At 41.4% G+C, this 19274-nt stretch carries 17 protein-coding genes and 1 pseudogene; 7 read left to right on the top strand and 11 right to left on the bottom strand.

The features are described from left to right. Positions 1 to 86: 86 nt before the first annotated feature. The 4 genes from FTT74_RS11095 to cxpE all read right to left on the bottom strand — a co-directional run bounded on the left by FTT74_RS11095 (position 87) and on the right by cxpE (position 6438). Positions 87 to 2501, bottom strand: a complete 2415-nt coding sequence (locus FTT74_RS11095; protein WP_257221853.1) for a CSLREA domain-containing protein — start codon at positions 2499 to 2501, stop codon at positions 87 to 89. 57 nt (positions 2502 to 2558) lie between these two features. Further along, complete coding sequence (rbtA, locus tag FTT74_RS11090; RefSeq protein WP_167845887.1) at positions 2559 to 4376, bottom strand: rhombotarget A; 1818 nt, start codon at positions 4374 to 4376, stop codon at positions 2559 to 2561. A gap of 122 nt (positions 4377 to 4498) precedes the next feature. After that, on the bottom strand, positions 4499 to 5203 hold the full coding sequence (hda, locus tag FTT74_RS11085; protein ID WP_004971812.1) for a DnaA regulatory inactivator Hda: 705 nt from the start codon (positions 5201 to 5203) through the stop codon (positions 4499 to 4501). Positions 5204 to 5217: 14 nt separating this feature from the next. Continuing rightward, on the bottom strand, positions 5218 to 6438 hold the full coding sequence (cxpE, locus tag FTT74_RS11080; RefSeq protein ID WP_167845886.1) for a chloramphenicol efflux transporter CxpE: 1221 nt from the start codon (positions 6436 to 6438) through the stop codon (positions 5218 to 5220). A 134-nt stretch (positions 6439 to 6572) separates the two neighbouring features. Between cxpE and purM the strand changes: the two genes are divergently transcribed. Both purM and purN read left to right on the top strand, forming a co-directional pair. After that, complete coding sequence (purM, locus tag FTT74_RS11075; RefSeq protein ID WP_104853216.1) at positions 6573 to 7643, top strand: phosphoribosylformylglycinamidine cyclo-ligase; 1071 nt, start codon at positions 6573 to 6575, stop codon at positions 7641 to 7643. A 10-nt stretch (positions 7644 to 7653) separates the two neighbouring features. Continuing rightward, positions 7654 to 8283: a phosphoribosylglycinamide formyltransferase gene (gene purN / locus FTT74_RS11070; RefSeq protein WP_179989047.1), complete on the top strand. Its 630-nt coding sequence runs from the start codon at positions 7654 to 7656 to the stop codon at positions 8281 to 8283. Between the two features lie 89 nt (positions 8284 to 8372). Here purN and FTT74_RS11065 read toward each other — a convergent pair whose 3' ends face one another. Beyond that, on the bottom strand, positions 8373 to 9191 hold the full coding sequence (locus FTT74_RS11065; RefSeq protein WP_004971819.1) for an alpha/beta fold hydrolase: 819 nt from the start codon (positions 9189 to 9191) through the stop codon (positions 8373 to 8375). Further along, entirely contained in the window at positions 9188 to 10210 is a 1023-nt protein-coding gene (sppA, locus tag FTT74_RS11060; protein ID WP_179989048.1) for a signal peptide peptidase SppA, read from the bottom strand. The genes FTT74_RS11065 and sppA overlap by 4 nt, the downstream gene beginning before the upstream one ends. A 127-nt stretch (positions 10211 to 10337) precedes the next feature. On the opposite strand from sppA, the gene FTT74_RS11055 reads away from it, so the two are divergent. Next, positions 10338 to 11327: a lysophospholipid acyltransferase family protein gene (locus tag FTT74_RS11055; RefSeq protein ID WP_178865707.1), complete on the top strand. Its 990-nt coding sequence runs from the start codon at positions 10338 to 10340 to the stop codon at positions 11325 to 11327. Here FTT74_RS11055 and FTT74_RS11050 read toward each other — a convergent pair. Then, positions 11284 to 13719, bottom strand: a complete 2436-nt coding sequence (locus tag FTT74_RS11050; RefSeq protein ID WP_104853215.1) for a DNA internalization-related competence protein ComEC/Rec2 — start codon at positions 13717 to 13719, stop codon at positions 11284 to 11286. The two genes, FTT74_RS11055 and FTT74_RS11050, sit on opposite strands and share 44 nt — an antisense overlap. Here FTT74_RS11050 and FTT74_RS11045 point away from each other — a divergent pair. Next, positions 13628 to 13855: a hypothetical protein gene (locus FTT74_RS11045; RefSeq protein WP_154648271.1), complete on the top strand. Its 228-nt coding sequence runs from the start codon at positions 13628 to 13630 to the stop codon at positions 13853 to 13855. The genes FTT74_RS11050 and FTT74_RS11045 overlap by 92 nt on opposite strands. Here the strand turns inward: FTT74_RS11045 and lolD are convergent. Further along, the gene (gene lolD, locus FTT74_RS11040; RefSeq protein ID WP_104853214.1) at positions 13852 to 14535 is read right to left on the bottom strand and encodes a lipoprotein-releasing ABC transporter ATP-binding protein LolD; all 684 of its coding nucleotides are present in this window, start codon (positions 14533 to 14535) and stop codon (positions 13852 to 13854) included. The two genes, FTT74_RS11045 and lolD, sit on opposite strands and share 4 nt — an antisense overlap. Then, positions 14528 to 15763, bottom strand: coding sequence for a lipoprotein-releasing ABC transporter permease subunit (locus FTT74_RS11035; protein WP_104853304.1), 1236 nt, complete (start codon positions 15761 to 15763; stop codon positions 14528 to 14530). The genes lolD and FTT74_RS11035 overlap by 8 nt, the downstream gene beginning before the upstream one ends. A 25-nt stretch (positions 15764 to 15788) precedes the next feature. Here FTT74_RS11035 and FTT74_RS11030 point away from each other — a divergent pair, with 25 nt between their 5' ends. Further along, positions 15789 to 16352 carry a PilZ domain-containing protein gene (locus tag FTT74_RS11030; RefSeq protein ID WP_004971830.1) on the top strand — a complete coding sequence of 188 codons (564 nt, stop codon included), beginning with the start codon at positions 15789 to 15791 and terminating at the stop codon, positions 16350 to 16352. A gap of 76 nt (positions 16353 to 16428) precedes the next feature. Here the strand turns inward: FTT74_RS11030 and FTT74_RS11025 are convergent, their stop codons facing one another. Both FTT74_RS11025 and FTT74_RS11020 read right to left on the bottom strand, forming a co-directional pair. Then, positions 16429 to 17340, bottom strand: coding sequence for a DMT family transporter (locus tag FTT74_RS11025; protein WP_104853213.1), 912 nt, complete (start codon positions 17338 to 17340; stop codon positions 16429 to 16431). Positions 17341 to 17352: 12 nt separating this feature from the next. Beyond that, complete coding sequence (locus tag FTT74_RS11020; protein ID WP_004971836.1) at positions 17353 to 17820, bottom strand: YaiI/YqxD family protein; 468 nt, start codon at positions 17818 to 17820, stop codon at positions 17353 to 17355. Positions 17821 to 18059: 239 nt separating this feature from the next. On the opposite strand from FTT74_RS11020, the gene FTT74_RS11015 reads away from it, so the two are divergent. Next, on the top strand, positions 18060 to 18992 hold the full coding sequence (locus FTT74_RS11015; protein WP_019837949.1) for a hypothetical protein: 933 nt from the start codon (positions 18060 to 18062) through the stop codon (positions 18990 to 18992). A 215-nt stretch (positions 18993 to 19207) separates the two neighbouring features. Beyond that, positions 19208 to 19274: pseudogene (locus tag FTT74_RS14010) on the top strand (helix-turn-helix domain-containing protein); the annotation flags it as partial.

Genomic DNA, 19274 nt, shown 5'->3' with positions numbered 1-19274 from the left:
GGATAATAGAAAGTACTTGAAGTCACCAATAACAAAAGCCTCATCGTGTAAAACAGATGAGGCTTTTGCAATAAAGAGTCGGTAGATTACGATTTTCTTGGACGTTGACGATAGAACGCCAATCCGATTAAACCAAACATACCCCAGAAACCTAAGCTTCCCCCACCGCCACCACTGGCTTCATAATTGGTATTTTTCGCTGTATTTTCTAAAGTAATGGTCGCTTCAGGCGATAATTCCAGTTCATGATCGAAAATCGTGTATTTCAGCTCATAATCAAATGGGCTAAAGCTATTACGCACTTGTACCTGAATATTGCCTCCATAGCAGGTTTCACGTTTATAATCACCTGGACAAGGTGCTTGACGATCTGCCGTAAGTATCACACCTGAAGGCAGTTGCTTAAAACGAATTGCCAGTTCTTGTCCTGTACTATCTTTATAGAATGCAGGCTTATTGGTATTTTCTTTCAGAGTGCTGATAGAACCATCCCCACCATCGCTATCATTCGCCAATGGATTAAAACTAACTTTCAAGTCTGACCCATATTCCATACGTATGTGATCATCTTTTGCAATTGGGGCAATATTGCTAAATTTACCTTCAAGTAAGCCCGAAGAATGCAAATTACTGTCCAATTTTGAGGTAATGGTGTATTTACAATACGCTGAATCGGTTGCTTCTGTGACTTTATCATTCAGTCGATACATCACAATCCGTTGCAACTGTGCATCCCATTCACATTTGAATAGTGGATCTTGGGTCAATTTATCGGTACTAAATGTGGTACCTGAACCCGAAATTGCACCAATCCCCAATACTTCAGTGCTAATGCTAAAGTTGTCAGAATTAAGCTGTCTTAACTGAACAAATTTCCCATCTGCAGTTGGTTCATCTTGCTTTAATGCCATCGCAAATGGATCAACATAAATGGCACGATATTGCTGCTTAGCTTTGGTATTCGCCAACAAATCCTGCATCGTTTTCAAATCAGTACGCGATTGAGAAACGACCGAAGATGCAGCATCTTTACTTTGATCTATCGCAGACTGAATACGGTCAATTTGTTGCTGATAATTGGCAAATAAACTTTCATAAGAGACATTACGCAAGCTTTGAATATCGGCTGCATTTAAGCGCATCACTTCTACAGAGCCAATTTCACAGGTATTTTTTGCATCAGGATTTAAAGTTAAAGTTGCATTACTCACCCGCGCTAAACCACGTTGTTCATAATCACTACACCCCATGCTGTTTACATCAATCAAATCTTTCGCAGGGTCTGAACCAAGTTTTGGATAATACAACGGCAGGAATAAATTATAAGCAGATGGTTCTTGCAAGGGCTGCAATACTTGATCAAAGCTAAGCCCTGTCAAATCCAAATTTTTAGCACCATCATAAGAACTATTTGCTGTTTCAGGCAAATCACACTCGCCTTGCTCTGTCGCTGATCCCATTGCGAATAAGGCATTGCGAATTGTGTTGATGTTGCGCGCCTGCTCTAAGCTCGCAGGGAATGCATAACGACAAGATTTACCTTGGTTAAAGGCCAACATATTAAAAGAGAGGACAATACGTGGATAATTGTCATAAAACAAAGTACTCAATGCTTTATTTTCAACAATGGTATTACTTTGCAAATACACCTGTGACAAAGTGCTAAGCGGATGATTTTCTGCATTACTTAAGTTAAAGATATGACCTTTGCTGGTATCAGCTTGGTTTTGTGCAATCGTACTGGCAGTCAACGCAAGATCTGGTTGGCCGCAAAGATCAAAAGTACTAAGACTATTTGCAGCACCATTTTTCACAATACTGCTGCGGTCAATTTTCACCATAGAGCGTGTATTGACCAAGTTAGCACTACAATCCATTGCCAACACACTGCCTACTTTGGCTTGGTTCGCATGGATATAAGCATTCTCTAAATTGACTTGACGCTCCGCTTGATGAGCAACAACGTAAATTGCACCACCTTGTTCTGCATGCGAATTTTGAATTTCGACATTGTTCGCAGCTAATGGGCCTGCCACAAATAATGCACCACCCTTGCCTGCATCTGCAGGGTTTGCATTACCACCACCATGGGCATTCCCATTTTTTAGAATGACATCGTATAGCGCCACGCTGGCTTGGGTATCTGAAGTATTGATAATGCGGCTATTGCCATGTGCATTAATAGTGGTTTTTAACGGTGCAATTGAAGGATAACGATGTGTAATTGGATCTACTTGGTTATAGTCGACCGCTGTCGCCCCATAAATACGCACCATAGATTGCGGGCGTAATTCTGAGTTTAAGATATATTCCCCAGCCTGCAACTGAATCATATCGGTTGCACCACGGTTGGTATTGCCTGCGCTACATCCACCGAACGCAATATTCTGCTTGGCCGCAACTAACGCTTCACGTAATGAACATTTGCTTAAGTCTTCACCATTTTGATCTTCAAAAGTCGTGACCTGAATCACACGATTATCTGCTGCCATAAGCGACATAGCAGACAGCACCATTATCCCTAATAGTGTTTTTTTATTATTTTTCATATTCATCCTTTATGCTTTTCTACGGCGTAAACCCAACAAGCCCAATAAAGCCATTAATCCGTAAGCGCTCCATGCACCGCCAGAAACTTTTATTTTATCGCTTTCCATACGATTTTCATGTTCTTGAATAACTTGGACTTTCACTTCCATATAAGGTGTTGTGCTGTTAAAACGTGTGGTACTGGTGACTAATTTAATTTTAAAAACATCTGCACCATGCCAAGCAGAATCTGGGGTATATACCAAATTCCCCAACTCATCTACGGTCAATTTTCCTTTAGAACGTGTATCGAGTTGCTCAATTTGCACACAACCTGCTTGCCATGCTTGGCCTGTCGGATTGTTTGGATAGACTTGATCACAAAATTCTTTAGGCACCAAATCACTATCACCCAACAAATCACTCACCGACATTTTAGCAATTTGACCCGCCAAAATATCTTGACCTATAAGCCCCATAGTTTCAGGAACCATCACCTCTATTGCACCACGGTCACATAAGGTAATATCTGACTGACGGTTTTTACCGCGCTGATCTGAAGCAGCACAACCGACTACCGTATTATCCCCCAGTTGTAATTGCCCCTGATTCAACACCACAGAATCTTTCAGGCTGTTATAATTGAGCAATACGCGTGGGCGCATAAAGCCCAAGAATGAGTTTTCAGGAACTTGATATGGACAAAAGAGTGCCGTTTTATCTTGACTGAGGGTTTGGCATGCACCTTCAAGCAGATTACCTGCAAGCACCGAATTTGCAGTCCATAGCGTATTTGGATAGTTGCTATCGCCTGCTCCACAGCCTGCGCCGACTAAATTATTTTGCAATCTTGTTGCATCTGAACCTGCTTGCACACAGTTTGCTGCAGTATTCACACTCACAGGATGTGGATTACCCAAAATCACACTATTGGCAATATAGGCTTTACCCAAAGGTGCGTTGAGATACACACCACGGCTGTTACCAATCAAGCTAATGTTATTGACACCAATATCATCCAGCACATTCATGACATAGCCTTCATTTGCAGTAAAAGTACTGCTCACGATCATATTCCCCATACTAGGAAAGGCTTTGATTTCTTCATCTGCCAAACTTGCTGCAGAATAGAGATTGGCTGAAGCAACTGATATGGTTTTGTTGCCTTTAAATACTGAAGTTGTAATCACAAAGCGTGGGAATTGCGTATAAATGACGCCACCTTCCTGCGCTTGGTTAGCTTCAAGCAAGCTATTTTTGATCTCAATAAAACCTGCAGGGATCTTCTCGTCAGTCATTTGTGCGAGGTTATAAATTGCCCCACCTTGATTGGCTACACCCTGACTCAGTTTCACATAGTCTAAAATTAAATGTTCATTATTATAAATCAGACCACCTTGTTGCTGACGACAGCGTTCCTCACCGCAGCCCTGTAAAGTTAATTCTTTTAAAGAAACTTTTAAGAAACGATCCTTGCTATCTTCAATGTGGAAAATTCGCTCATTGCCGCGCATCTGAATCGTGGCATTATTCAAACCTGGGGCAGTTTTATCATTCAGACTACTGTCATAGGTGGTTTTAATTTCAAGGTTTTCTGTAATTTTAAGTTGAGTATCAATTTGATAGACGGCTTTCTTTTCTAATAAAATCACACTTGAGGCATTTTTGCCGCCACAGCCCAAATAGCCTTCTTCGGGCATGCCTAAATTAATATACTCAATGGCTTCACGCAAAGAACATTGTTGATCATCTGCTTTGGTGTCAGCAGTGGTGGTGACAATGATATTACTACTATATGCATGACCTGCGATAAACAGCATACCAATGCCGATGCTCTGCTTGAGCATAAGCGTACTCCTTGTAATTTTCTTTGTTTTTTTTCTTCTTTAGTTGCAAATTCCCTGCAACTTCGAATTATTTTCCGAATAATTTGGCATAGCTTGCGCAAATTCTCAAGTAATTTTAATTTTTACCGATATTCGTCAATTAAAGCATAAATCTGACGCAGGTTTGCGCCACTTAATTTCGTTTTCTCTCCTTTAAGTAATTGCACCAACTGTTCAAGGCTTTGCAGCAAAATCGAGGTCTGCTGTGGGCCATGTAACAACAAATAATCAATAATTTGTGGGTCGATGATAATCCCGCGACGCTCTAACACGGAACTCACTAAAGCTTGTCGGTCTGCATACAAACTGCCTGAAGGCACTTTAACACTCACTGCCTGCGTCAAACGTGATTGCAAATCGGGCAATTCAAGCTTTAATTCAATCGGTGCAAAACGTGATGAAAACACCAACTGACCACCAACCTCATTGCTGTAATTGATTAAGTGAAACACCGCACGTTGCCAATGTGGTACACCACTAATCGCTTCAATATCGTCTAAAGCAACCAAATCATAACGGTCTAAAGAGGTAATTGCTTCAGTGGGGGCATCCAATAATTCAAGTAAGGATACTTTAATAGCTGATTTGCCAATTTCTAAATAGGAATCGCAAATTGCAGACAATAAATGACTTTTGCCTGTGCCCGCACCACCATAGACATAAAAGCGATTGACCAATCCTGCATGAAGCTGTCGAACTGCATCAATCACATGCCCCCAACCCGGACCAGAAAAATCACTGATCCGTGCATCTAATTGAGGCTCGATATCTAACTGCAGTTGACGCATAGAATTGTAATCACCTAGGAGTTTTGCTGATCTGAGGGCTTTATCTTACTTGATTTTTCAGTCTGTTGCAGTGAATTTGCTGACTGAGGATCAAGCTCAATATCAATATGAACTTGTGCTGTATCAATGCTGATATCACCCGATGCACCATCTTCCGACACCACCACAGGTTGCCCATACAAATAACTTTTTTCGTAAAAATCACGTAAATGACGCAGTAAAACCACAATCACTGCTGCTACTGGTAAAGCAATCAACATACCCATGAATCCAGCCAGTTGTGCACCTGCTAAAACAGCAAACACCACCGCGACTGGCGAAAGCCCGATTTTATCACCCAATAAAAACGGTTGTAGAATATAGCCTTCCACCGCCTGTCCAATCATAAAGACCACAAGGACTAAAACCAATTGCATCCAGTCAATGCCAAATTGTAGGAAAGTGGCAATAATGGCTGCAACAATCCCTACAGCGAAACCTAAATACGGAATAATACTAGCAAGTCCCGCAACCATCCCAATAATCAAACCGACTTCTAAACCAATCAGTTGCAATCCAGTCGCATAAACGACGCCCAACAAGATCATCACCAAAAACTGACCTTTAACGAAAGCACCTAATACACTGTGACATTCTTGCACCACAGCTAAAGTGCTTTGCTCATAAGGACGCGGAATTAAGCGACGCAGGCTGTCGAGCATACGCTGCCAGTCGAGTAGAAAATAGAAAGCAATAATTGGAATCAGCACTACGGTACCACCAATTTGAATAAAATTCAGACCAGACTGTGCAACACTCAATAACATGGCCTGAATACTATCGGCACTATAATTGGTTTGCACATAATCCATGACGATGCTGCTCATGTGCGAGGTATCAATTTCCATTTCTTCAATATGAAAAGTCGAAGACACCCACGGCAAGAAGGTCGAATTGATCCAGTTAATACCGACAGGAATACTGTCACGCGCAATCATCAACTGCTTCCAAACCAAAGGAATGATGTACCAAACTGCCAAAGTCAGCGCGATGCCAATCCCAATAAAAACCAAACTGATAGATAGCCAACGTGGCAAACCGACTTTGCAAAATTGTTCAACCAATGGGCTAAATAAATAAGCCATGAAAAATGCAACAACAAAAGGAATGACAACCGGTTTTAATAAGTACAGCACCCAAAGGAGCAGAACTATCCCAGACAGGATAAAAATGCGACGCAAGGTACGATCGACCATAGAAATTCGCCTTTTTTCAGTTTATTCGTTATAGAAGTTAAAATATTTGAATAAAGATAGCATTTTAGCGCATAAATAACATAAGAGTTTCGTATATTCAGGTATAATCGCCCCGCGAATGCGGAGACTTCATTATGAGCAACTCAACTTCTAACCCAACCACTGGTTTAAGCTATAAAGATGCTGGTGTCGATATTGAAGCGGGCGACGCGTTAGTCGATCGTATCAAATCTGTCGCTAAGCGCACGACTCGTCCTGAAGTGATGGGTGGATTAGGCGGCTTTGGCGCACTTTGTAAAATTCCGAAAGGTTATGAAGAACCTGTGCTCGTATCTGGCACAGATGGTGTAGGAACTAAATTACGTTTAGCGTTGAACCTAAACCGCCATGACACAATTGGTCAAGATTTGGTGGCAATGTGTGTAAATGACTTACTGGTGTGCGGTGCTGAACCTTTATTCTTCTTAGACTACTATGCAACAGGTCACTTAAATGTAGACGTTGCAGCCAATGTTGTTACAGGAATTGGTAAAGGCTGTGAGCTTGCAGGCTGTGCGCTTGTAGGTGGTGAAACTGCTGAAATGCCAGGCATGTATGAAGGTGAAGATTACGATCTTGCAGGCTTCTGTGTGGGCGTGGTTGAGCAAAGCAAAATTATTGATGGCTCTAAAGTAAAAGCTGGTGACGTTCTGATTGGTGTCGCTTCTTCAGGTGCACACTCAAACGGTTACTCTTTACTTCGTAAAATTTTAGACGTAAAAAATGTTGATTTAACTCAACTGGTTGATGGTCGTCCACTGGCTGACGTTGCCATGGAACCAACACGCATTTATGTCAAATCAATGCTTGAACTGTGCAAACAAGTTGATGTGCATGCTATGGCGCACATTACGGGTGGCGGTTTACCAGGTAACTTACCACGTGTATTGCCAAATGGTGCGCAAGCAGTGATTGACGAATCATCTTGGGAATGGCCAGAACTGTTCAAATTGTTACAACGTGAAGGCGGTGTAGAACAGTTTGAAATGTATCGCACCTTTAACTGTGGTGTAGGTATGGTTGTTGTTGTAGATGCCAACGATGCAGACAAAACAGTTGAACTTCTCAACAGCCTTGGCGAAAAAGCTTGGGTGATGGGTCATATTCAAGACAACGCCGAATCCGTTGAAGGCGCAGATGAAAAAATTCGCGTAATTTTTGCGTGATTTGACTCAGATGATCAAAATAGCTGTCCTCGTTTCAGGCAGCGGAAGTAACTTACAAGCCCTGATAGATGTCAATCTTTCAGGGCAAATTGTTGGGGTTATTTCCAATAAGCCTGATGCTTATGCTTTACAACGCGCTCAACAAGCAGGGATTCAAACTGCAGTGATTGAGCACAAACAATATCCGAGTCGTGAATTATTTGATGATGTCATGCATCAACAATTACTTGATTGGGATGTTGATTTGGTGGTGCTTGCGGGCTTTATGCGTATTTTAAGTGCCAAATTTGTGCATGCTTGGGAAGGTAAAATGCTCAACATTCATCCTTCACTCTTGCCGCATTATAAAGGCATGCACACCCATCAACGTGTACTCAATACAGGCGATACTTTACATGGTTGTACCGTGCATTATGTCACTGCTGAATTAGATGCAGGTCAAGCACTGGCACAAGGTGTGTTGCAAGTAAACATCCACGATGATGCCGAAAGCTTGGCGAACCGTGTGCATGTGTTGGAGCATTTGATTTATCCGCAAGTGGTTGAATGGATTTGTAACGGAACCATTCAGCACACTGCGCAAGGTGTGATGTATCGCCAACAACTGATACAACAACCTGTGCAGTTTTGCAATTTTTAAATATTCTTTAAGTATGTAGCTTTTGATATATACGAAAAAACGCCTGTTGATCAGGCGTTTTTTATGGTTCGTATTTGGTTCAGACTGAATTAAACAGAAGCAGCTTTACTCTGCTGTGCTTGAATCAAATCTTTAATCAACTGCACCGTCGCTTCAGGTTTTTCTAAAGGGAACATATGTCCACCTTCAACCACCTGATAAGCAATGTTGAATTTCTTGGCGGTAATTTGTGGGAAACCTGCTTTTAAGAACGGCCCTTTTTTTGCAATCACCAATTCTGTCGGCACTTGCAGTTTTGCTTGCGGTAACCACCACAGTGATGGATTGGTTCTAAAAATATTGACCTCGTCCATTTTTGGAATGGTCAATTGCACCCCGCCTCGTACATGGTCATCAGTCAAAGCATGCTCGATATAAGCCTGAAAACAGTCGGCATCAAAATCTTGATAAAAACCTTTCGGACGCAATAAGTCTGCTGCTTGCTCACGACTTTCCCAATGATCACGACGGCGCAAAGACAAAGATGCAGGCGACAGTTGATCTACTGCTTTAAGCTTAAACATTTTGGCAAAATGTAAAAACACCGATGCTTTACCCATAATTAAAGGTGGATCAAGCATGATCACTTGTTCAAATAATTCAGGGCGTTGTAAAGAGGCTTGAAACGACAACACTGCACCTAAAGAATGCCCCAACGCAATCACTTTACGTCCCTGAGCTTGACGTACAACACTGTCAATCACTTGTTGGGTTAAGCTTTGCCAATGATTATCAATCGGATAACGCTTATCTGGCCCCAACAAAGGGACGTAAATCACATCGTAATCATCTTTAAGTAAATCAAACAGTTTTTGATAAACCTTCGATGGCACGCCATTGGCATGCGCAAAATGAATCAGTGGTTTCATTGTAATTTCACGTTTTGCTCAGTCTGAATATGTTGAGATAAAGAAGTGGCAAAGCCCTCTCCCACTGCTGCACCCATACGACCCAACACAGAGTCTAAAGGACTGTGTTCAATGGTATAGTTCACTGTTTTATCTAGGTTTAAATCACGCTTCAGGCTATTTAAACTGCCAATCTTATCGGCAATGCCTAAAGTCACGGCTTGCTCACCTGTCCAGAACAGACCTGAGAAAATCGCAGGATCTTGTGATTTCAGTTTCGCGCCGCGTCCATCTTTCACTGCTTGAATAAAGTGGCCATGCACATTATCTAATACGGCTTGCACATGTTTTTTCTGTTCAGGATCAACAGGTTGTGTCATCGACAATAAGGCTTTATTTTCACCTGAGGTCATAGTACGATCTTCCACACCCATCTTCTGCATTAAACCGCTCAGCCCATAATTTGGCATAATCACGCCAATTGAACCCACCAAACTTGATGGATTGACAATAATTTCATCTGCAGCGGAAGCAATGTAATACGCACCTGAAGCGCCAGTATCGCCAATCACGGCATAGAGTTTTTTCCCTTGATGCTGTTTTTTCAGATATTGAATTTCTTGCCAGATTTCATCTGACTGCACAGGTGAACCACCCGGAGAATTAATATTTAGCACCACCGCCTGACTGTTGCTGTTTTCATAGGCTTTTTTCAGTGACTTGATGGTGTCATTGCTGTTCACACTTTGCTTATCAGATGCAATTGTGCCAACAATATCCACCACCGCGATATGTGGACTCGCTGCCGATGGATTCGTGGTCGTGGTACTGCACCCTTTGCCCATTATCACCAACAGTAAAAATATATAAGCAAAAGTTAAAAACTTAAAGAAAATCCCCCAACGACGTGCACGACGTTGTTCTTCAACTGAAGCTAAAACAGCTTTTTCTAATAGTTTCCACTCATTGCCTGTGGGCTGCTGTGCTTGTGGAGATATTTGTTGTGATTCATTTTGTGGTTTTGGTGGCCAATCGGACATGAAACAATCCAAAAAATAGTAAATTTGCTCCATTATATACACGGAATTGGCAAAAACTGTCTAAAGCCTGTATTTTCTCCTATAATATTTTACATCTTTATCCTTTCTATCAATTGATGCTGTCGTTATGACCGAACCTGCACCGACAACGGCTTTATCGCGCCTGCTTGATTTTGTCAGTCGACAACCTTTAACAGTTGCGCGTTTTTTTGCAAAATCTTTGGCTTTTTTGGTCAATACACTGCGTTTGAGTAAAACCTCTCAAACCATTCAACTCAATCTACAAATTGCGCTTCCTGAGCTGAACTCACAACAACGCGAACAGATTATCCAGCAAGCAATTCGTAACGAACTGACCTCTTATTTTGAGTTTTTTCATATTTGGGGATCAAGCAATCAAAAAAATATTCAAAGAATCCATCAGGTACATGGTTTAGAACTATTACAAGATGCACTGGCTGCACAAAAGGGTTTGGTCTTAATTGTGCCGCATTTTGGCACTTGGGAAATTATGAATGCGTGGATCGCTCAATATACGCAAATGACCATCATGTATAAACCTGTCAAAAACCCTGCGGCAGATGATTTTGTGCGCCAAGCACGTAGCCGTGAACAGGCACATTTAGTCCCAACAGATGAATCTGGGGTACGTCAAATTTTTAAAGCACTCAAACAAGGCGGAACCACTGTCATTTTGCCAGACCATACCCCAAATATAGGTGGTGAGATGATTCCTTTTTTTGGTATTCCGTTGGAATCGAGTAATTTAAGCGCCAAATTGATTCAGAAAACTAAAGCAAAAGCTTTGTTCTTATATGCGTTAAGAAATGCAGATCAAGGCTTTGATATGTATATCGAAGCGATAGATGAGCACATTTATCAGTGTGATGCCAATGCAGGGACAGCTATTATTCACCGTGCAATTGAAGATTTGATCCGTCGTTATCCTACACATTATCACTGGAGTTATAAACGCTATAAAGCCCATCCAGATTTACGCGGGGTCTATCATAAACCTGTGCAAGAAGCCTTGGCAGATGTGCAGGCTGTACGTGCCCAGACACAGAACCAAACTAACGCTGCAACCACAATTTCTGCTGCCGATACGGCTGTATAAGCATACGCTGTTGTGCATCTACAGAAAAACGTACGCTGCCCTGTTGTATGGTGTTCATGAACGGAATATTGAGCGCAGCCAAGCGTTGCTGAACTAAAGAACTAGGATGTCCATAACGATTATCAAAACCTGCAGATGCCACGGCCAATTTGGGTTTAAAATGTGCTAAAAAATCATAGGCAGAACTGTGCTTACTCCCATGATGACCCAAAATTAACACATCTACTTTTAAATCAGGATATTCCTGCAACAATTGATATTCAGTTGCCCAACCTGCATCGCCCATCACTAAAAAATGCTGATATGGCTGTGCGGATGGCACTGAAATATACAACACACATGACAACTCATTTTGTTGCTGTGCGGCATAGGGTAATTGACTCGGTTTAGGAGATAAAACTTGTATCTGTACCTGATGTGGTAAAGACCACTGTTGCCCTTGCTGACACAAATTAAACTTGCTATTTACTGCCACATCTACGGTCTGATTGGCAAAGACATGTTGAATATTGACTTCATTTTGCAAATGAGGAAATGCACCACTATGGTCTTGGTCTAAATGACTTAAAACCACCAAGTCCAGTTGTTTAATACCATGCACCGCTAAAAATGGACGTAAAATTTGCTGTCCAATACTAAACTTACTTTCATCATAAGAACCGCCCACATCAATCATCATGTTGTAATGACCTGAACGTAAAAATAAAGCTTGTCCCTGCCCCACATCGAGTACTGTTAATTCAAATGGTTGTCGTTGGCTATCGACTATAATCAGTGGAACAAAACATAAGATTGCCCAAGTTTTAGGCAATACCGATTGTGGTAAAAATAGCAGAAATAAGCCTAAACATAGACAGACATACACCGCTGCAGACATCGACAAAGTATGTAACCGTGGTACAAAAACGGTTTCCATCCCCCTAAAAATCAAGCGCAACAAAGCCATAGCTAGATCATTCAATTGAAACAGTATTGACGCCAAGGGTTCAAAAATAAAAAAGCAAATTCCTGCCAAAACATCTAAAGGCACGATCAGCATACCAATCAATGGAATTGCGATGATATTAATAAGCGGTGCAATCCACGCCACTTGTTTAAAAAACACAATCACTAAAGGAAATAAGGCAATAAAAATTTTCCATTGCGACTCGATTAGAATTTTGCTGGCATGTTTCAGTTGCTGCCAACGATTCAGCTCTATACGTGGTTGCGCACTCAAGCTCTGATAAATACGCAGTAGAATAAAACAGGCCCCGTAAGACAGCCAAAAAGCAGCAGACAGTACACTTAAAGGATCAAACCATAATAATAAGGCAGCACTATAAATCAGCAAGGCAAAGCCTTGAAGCTTCTGCTTCAGCACTAACATTACTGTCACTAGACTGCACATCAGCAAGGTTCTTAATGCAGGAATTTCAAAACCGACAAAGGCGGTGTACAGCAATACACAACTTAAAAATGGCAACATGAGCAAGTATTGTTTAGGCATCCACAAATACCAATGCGGACGGTAATACCTAATCAGCTGACGTAATGCCCAACATAGCATGCCTGCAAAAATCAGCACATGTGGCCCTGAAATAGCCAATAAGTGGCTAATTCCAAAACGCTGAAACTGTGCTTCAGTTTCTGCATCTAATAGGCTTTTATCTCCTGTGAGTAATGCAAGAATTAAACCTTGATGATGCAAAGGTTGCTGCTGAATAAACAGTCGAATTTGATAACGCTGCTGTTCAATCCATAATCGAAATTTTGCCCATAGCGTCTGTTGGGCACGCCAATGTTGTGTAAACCCCATGGCATAAATTTGTTCAGCCGAGATAGGCTGAATCTGCTCAACCCGAAAACCACTCATAATATTTTGCTGTAAATACCACCGCTCTACATCAAATGCACCTGCTGTGGCATAACTATGCGCAGGGCGAATTTTTCCACTTAATTTGTAATAGTGTCCAAGTTCTAAATTTTGCTCTTGATCTACCTGAGTTTGTGCTAAAGTTGCTAACCATGTCACTGTTTGAGGATGTCGGTTTAACACCTCAACCCTTTGTGAAATGCTGTTGTCATTTAGCTGATTTAACTGTCTGACATAAACCACGACTTCAGCAAATTCAGGTTGTAGTTCACGCCATTGCAAACGCTGCTGCATCTGCGTATCCGCATAGATCAAACCGAAAACAAGACTCAAAACACCTGCCACTCCTACATTCAAACATTTCCAATAGATTGAAGATAAGCGAGCTTGCAACAAGTATTGCACAACGATACTGCATAAAATCAGTAAAACCATTGCACTAGGCATGGAAGTCAATGAATGTATTGGAAAAGAAGAAGAACGTATTCCGACACAGGCGATCCCAATCACCCAAGCCAGACCAATCAATTGCAGCATGAATATTAAACTTATTATTTTTATTGGCATGCATCATAAAGCCCACCGAAGTGGGCTTCAACAAAACAATCTTATTCCAGCAATTGCTATTTTAAACGCAATCGCTTTTGAGCGGCTTTACGAGCTATGCCCCTAAGCATCTACCCAAACACCATCTTGCATGTGCAGAATGGTATCGGCAGATTTTGCCAGTTCTTCATCATGGGTCACAATTAGCATCGCCATGTTAAATTCACTGCGTAATTCACGCAGCAATTCAAAAATTTTAACTGCAGTTTTGCGGTCTAAGTTTCCAGTAGGCTCATCGGCAAGCATGAGTGCGGGTTTCGCCACCAACGCACGTGCCAATGCAACACGCTGACGTTCCCCTCCAGAAAGCTCACCAGGTTTGTGGGTTAAACGATGCGACAAACCGACACGCTCAAGCAGATACTCTGCCTGTGCCTTCACCTCTTTATAGTTCGTGCCTGCGCGTAACATTAACGGCATCGCCACATTTTCAAGCGCACTAAACTCAGGCAGCAAGTGATGAAATTGATAAACAAAACCGAGGTATTGATTACGCAAATAACCGCGCTCAGCTTCGCCTAAATTGTCAAAACGCTGACCATTTAAAAATACTTCGCCTGTACTTGGTCGGTCTAAGCCACCTAAAACATGCAATAAGGTACTTTTACCCGAACCACTCGCCCCAACAATAGACATAAATTGCCCCTGCTGAACTTGTAAATCTAGACCACGAATCACTTCAACAGTGGTTTTGCCATCGGTAAAGTGTTTAGAAACTTGTTTGGCTTCCAGAACAATCTTACTCATAACGCAATGCCTCTGCTGGTTGAATTTTCGCGGCACGTAATGCAGGGTAAATCGTCGCCAAGAAACTTAAAATTAACGACAAGCTCACAATCACCACCACATCTTGCCATCTTAAATATGAAGGTAAGTAGTTGATAAAGTAAGCATCAAATAAATTTAGCCCTAATACATTATTCAACCATGCAATAAAACCACTGATACTAGACGCGAAAATAATCCCCAAGATTGCACCTGAAACCGTACCAATAACCCCAATGACCGTACCTTGCACCATAAAAATTTTGGTAATCGTGCTTGGTGATGCACCCAAAGTTCTTAAAATCGCAATATCCGATTTTTTATCGGTCACAACCATCACCAAAGAAGACACGATATTAAATGCAGCCACCAAAACAATTAGGAATAACAATAGGCTCACCATCGCCTTTTCCATTTGAATGGCGCTAAACAAGTTACCGTGAGTATAAGTCCAGTCCGAAGCGTAAAAGTTGGCAGGTAGCTCTTGCACAATATCTCGAGATACTTGTGGTGCAGCAAAAATATCATCCAGTTTTAAACGTACACCTTGCGCACCATCGGGTAAACGCAGCAAAGTCGAAGCATCATTCAGGGCGATATATCCCATCATCGAATCGACTTCTGCACCAATACTAAAAATACCAACCACTTTGAAGCGTTTAAAACGCGGTACAACCCCTGCAGGGGATGGCGTTGCTTCAGGTAAAACCAAGGTGATGCTGTCGTTTAAACCCAAACCCAAGGCATCAGTCATTTGTTTGCCCAAAACAATACCGAACTCACCCTTTTTCAGATTGTCGATACTGCCTGCAACCATGTGGTTTTGAATGATGGATACTTTCTTTTCGTATTCGGGTTCAATTCCCGTGACCATAATGCCCGACACTTGCCCTTGTGCGGTCAACATGCCTTGCAATTGCGTGAATGGTGCAGCACCAACAACATGCTTATGTTGCTCAACTTTCGTTGCAAGTTCTGGCCAATTTGTTAAAATTTGTGTTGATGAAACAGTGGCTTGAGGTATCATGCCCAAGACACGATTTTTTAATTCGCGATCAAAACCATTCATCACCGAAAGTACGGTAATGAGGACGGCAACACCCAAAGTTAGACCGATCATCGAAACTAAGGCAATAAAAGAAATAAAGTGGTTACTGCGCCGAGCGCGCGTATATCTCAACCCTATATATAGCGAGATTGGTTTAAACATACCATCAAGTCCGAGGTAATACATTATGGAAAATTTACAGCATCAAAGCGTCGCGTCTGAACGTCGTGTCATGTCACGAATTGATGCTGCCCTGAGAATCAATTACCAGATCATTTCTGACGATGTTGCGCTGAACGACCCTTACGATGCTAATTTTGTTTTACCGCGTTATTTTCTACTACTCGCAGAATTAGATCAATTTGATCATGCATTAAACTACGAATTAGAACAATTAACTGAAAAAGATCAACAAATTGCTCGAATCTTATCCTTATTCAACCAAAAATTAAACCTTATTACAGGGTCTTTATACGATGCAATTGTACAAAGCATGTTACCTATCCCTGAACAGGTCAATTTTTCAGAAAGTGGTTTCAGTTTTTATAGTGAACGTGAATTAAACACGGGCAGTTATATTCATGTCACGCTCAGCCATCCTGAAAACTTTTTCCATATAGCCGCAACCGCGCAAGTGGTTTACAGCCGTGAAGAAGAAAATGGACAATATCGTACTGGGGCGTATTTTATTACTCTACACCCTCAAGATCGCGTCAAACTTGCAGAAGCCGTTGCTTTAAAACAAGCATAATCTAAGAAATAAAATAAATCATTTCTGCATGTTCGCGTATATAAAATCACGTGGATAACGCCATCTTTGCATATCGTTAGGATGGTGTTTTGATTTTCTGAGCCAATGCCCGACTTGCTTTAAGATCACGATAAAAATACAGCACTAAGCCTGACAATAAAACCAAAGCGCCCACAAATACCATGACCGATAAAGCTTCTTGATTGAGTAAAGCACCAATCAACAAAGCAATCATTGGCGTCATGACGGTGGTTAAAGATAAGGTGGTCGCCTGAATATTCTGCACCAATTTAAAATAACAGAACATTGCAATCAAAGAAGCCATGATCACGGTATAAAGTAAAGCTGCGATAGATTTAAGACTCGGCAAACTAGTCGGTACATATTGCCAAATAAACGGCACAATACATAAAGCCGCAATGGTTGATACCAAAATCGAGCCAGTTGCCTGTGCTACAGGTTCAACTTGCGCATTAACTTTTTTCACCCAGAAAATAGACATGGTGTAGGTCAATACACTAAACAGCATTAAAACAATACCCAGAGGATGCACATGCTGTGTTTCGCCGCCAAAGCAGATGATGCCAAGCCCTAAAATGGACACTGTCATTCCGATCCATTGAATACGTGCCAAATGCAACTGAAACACAAAACGACCAATCAAACCTGCTATGATGGGGGTCAGACCAAACATCAGGGCGATAATGCCTGAGCTTAAATAAGCGGTGGCAATGTAGGTGAAAATTTGTGAACCGATCAGACTAAACGAACCTGCCAAATAACTATGCCACGCTTGTAGATGATGTGGAAATTTCACTTTTAACAGCAGCAATAAAATAATAGCTAAGGGCAAAGCAATGAAAAAACGTAGCACCAAAGCCCAAAGCATGTGTAAATCTGACACACTCCAGACAATTGCCAAAGGCGTTGTTGCCCAAATGAAAACCAATAAGGCATAGGTCATCATAATATTGGTTTTAGAAGGCATGCGTGACTCGTATTAAGCAGTTTTACGTTTTTGCTTTTGGATAGTTTGATCTAGACTACTTGAAAACTCACGTTTATCACGTTCTGAAATAGGTGCTGGCCCACCTGTTTGTACGCCTGCACCACGCAAAGTATCCATAAAATCACGCAAATGCAGACGCGCTTTCACATTGGCAACAGTATAAATTTCACCACGTGGATGAATCGCTATTCCGCCCTTTTCAATCACTTGTGCCGCTAGTGGAATATCCTGCGTGATCACAATGTCGTGTTCCTTCATGCGATCTACAATTTCCTGATCGGCGGCATCGGCACCATGCATCACTTGAATAGAGTTAATCCGTACCGAAGGCGTAATCCCGACCGATTGATTGGCAACAAAAGTGACTTCAAGTTGGTAACGATCTGAAGCACGTAAAATGACTTCTCTTAGAATTTTAGGTAATGCATCTGCATCAACCCAAAGTTTAAATGGCAGCACTGTGCAACCCTGATAATAATATGCGACTAGTGTATCAAACTCATTACATTGCAGTATGTTTAAAATGCTCAGAATTGCATGCTAAAGTGTAGATGGATGTGATTTTGTTTCTGCTGCATCGCTGTCCACAATCTGTACAAATGCAGTGGCATTACATGAAATTTCAGCCAAAGACTTGAAAAATCGAAATAACACTCGATCTAAGAGTAAACAAAAGAACCCAACATCTCAAAGTGCTTATGAACAATCAAAATAGACCAGAAATCATCCGCATTGAAGATCAGAACTTCGGCAGCCATGTTGAACATTGGAATTTACTCACGGATGAACCCTGCACCGAAGTTCCAAAATGGTTAGGACTGGCTCTAGATGCACCAATTATGCCAATGGGTTTATGCCGCCAAGAAGCAGAAATGGATCAAAGCACATGGCTGATTCAAGGCCCAAGCAAAGAGGCAATTCAATTGACACAAGTGATTGCGGTTGAAAATAACAAACCACAAGCTGTAAAAACGGCTTTCCCTTGCTTTGAAAGTCCTTACAAAGTTGAAGCTAAAATTGAACGTATCATTAGCTGCAAATCTAACACTCAAGCGGTGCTTCGACTCAATTTAGGCAACAACAGTATTGTCTATGCTTTTGACAGTTTATACAGCGTCAACCATCAACAATACCAAAAAGATCAAACCTACTGGGTGCATTTAAACGCATGGGCGTATGAACTTGAAGCTGTTGCTGAAGGCGAACAATTGGTGGTCGATGATCCTGCGTCAATTAAACACCATCGTGCGCTGAATGATATTTTAGCAGCCAATGATGGTGTTGCACCTGCCAATCTGCAAGAACAAATTGACGCATGGCAACCTAAGTCCGAAGATGACAAAGCACCTGTAACGGTGGATTTTTCTAAAATGGTCGCATATTTATATGGCGAAAATATCGGTCAGGAAGATGAAGCTTGGTTTCAGGGCAATGTTGTTGGTAAAACCAGTTTTGAATTCATGAATCAAGCCTATACTGTTTATGATGTCACTCTAATTCATGATGAAAATCAGCCTGCGATTTTAATTCGTCTTGCAACTAAAAATCCTGCGCACCAAAACTTTGAAATTGGACAATACATTCGTGGCAATATTTGGATTCAAGCCAATATTCACAATATAAAACAGTAGTTTATTAAAAATAAACCTCAAAGTAGCTGTCTAAATAATAAATTCATATTCATCATCCCCCCATCCTCGCCTTCTCCTCAGGGAGAAGGAACTTTCAATACTTATTTCACTGATGGCTTATAATCAATTTTTGATTGTTAAAAGCGTGCTATTGATAAGTTGACAAAAATAACTAATCATGCGAAAAAGTTTTTTTAGTTAACAGATGTTCACACATGCCTCGAATTGTTTCTGTACCACTTAGTTTAGAACAGCGAGAACGACTCATTTTTCTGGCCAAGC

The sequence above is a fragment of the Acinetobacter sp. YH01007 genome, assembly GCF_013420425.1.
GTDB lineage: Bacteria > Pseudomonadota > Gammaproteobacteria > Pseudomonadales > Moraxellaceae > Acinetobacter > Acinetobacter towneri.
This window is presented reverse-complemented; position numbering and strand designations above follow the sequence as displayed.

Coding starts and splice junctions, on each gene's coding strand:
- FTT74_RS11055 (WP_178865707.1), top strand. CDS start 10,338: ATGACCGAACCTGCACCGACAACGGCTTTATCGCGCCTGCTTGATTTT.
- FTT74_RS11035 (WP_104853304.1), bottom strand. CDS start 15,763: ATGTTTAAACCAATCTCGCTATATATAGGGTTGAGATATACGCGCGCT.
- FTT74_RS11050 (WP_104853215.1), bottom strand. CDS start 13,719: ATGCTGCAATTGATTGGTCTGGCTTGGGTGATTGGGATCGCCTGTGTC.
- FTT74_RS11025 (WP_104853213.1), bottom strand. CDS start 17,340: ATGCCTTCTAAAACCAATATTATGATGACCTATGCCTTATTGGTTTTC.
- FTT74_RS11015 (WP_019837949.1), top strand. CDS start 18,060: ATGAACAATCAAAATAGACCAGAAATCATCCGCATTGAAGATCAGAAC.
- FTT74_RS11095 (WP_257221853.1), bottom strand. CDS start 2,501: ATGTCGCTTATGGCAGCAGATAATCGTGTGATTCAGGTCACGACTTTT.
- hda (WP_004971812.1), bottom strand. CDS start 5,203: ATGCGTCAACTGCAGTTAGATATCGAGCCTCAATTAGATGCACGGATC.
- purN (WP_179989047.1), top strand. CDS start 7,654: ATGATCAAAATAGCTGTCCTCGTTTCAGGCAGCGGAAGTAACTTACAA.
- purM (WP_104853216.1), top strand. CDS start 6,573: ATGAGCAACTCAACTTCTAACCCAACCACTGGTTTAAGCTATAAAGAT.
- sppA (WP_179989048.1), bottom strand. CDS start 10,210: ATGTCCGATTGGCCACCAAAACCACAAAATGAATCACAACAAATATCT.
- FTT74_RS11065 (WP_004971819.1), bottom strand. CDS start 9,191: ATGAAACCACTGATTCATTTTGCGCATGCCAATGGCGTGCCATCGAAG.
- FTT74_RS11045 (WP_154648271.1), top strand. CDS start 13,628: ATGGAAGTCAATGAATGTATTGGAAAAGAAGAAGAACGTATTCCGACA.
- cxpE (WP_167845886.1), bottom strand. CDS start 6,438: ATGGTCGATCGTACCTTGCGTCGCATTTTTATCCTGTCTGGGATAGTT.
- rbtA (WP_167845887.1), bottom strand. CDS start 4,376: ATGCTCAAGCAGAGCATCGGCATTGGTATGCTGTTTATCGCAGGTCAT.
- lolD (WP_104853214.1), bottom strand. CDS start 14,535: ATGAGTAAGATTGTTCTGGAAGCCAAACAAGTTTCTAAACACTTTACC.
- FTT74_RS11030 (WP_004971830.1), top strand. CDS start 15,789: ATGGAAAATTTACAGCATCAAAGCGTCGCGTCTGAACGTCGTGTCATG.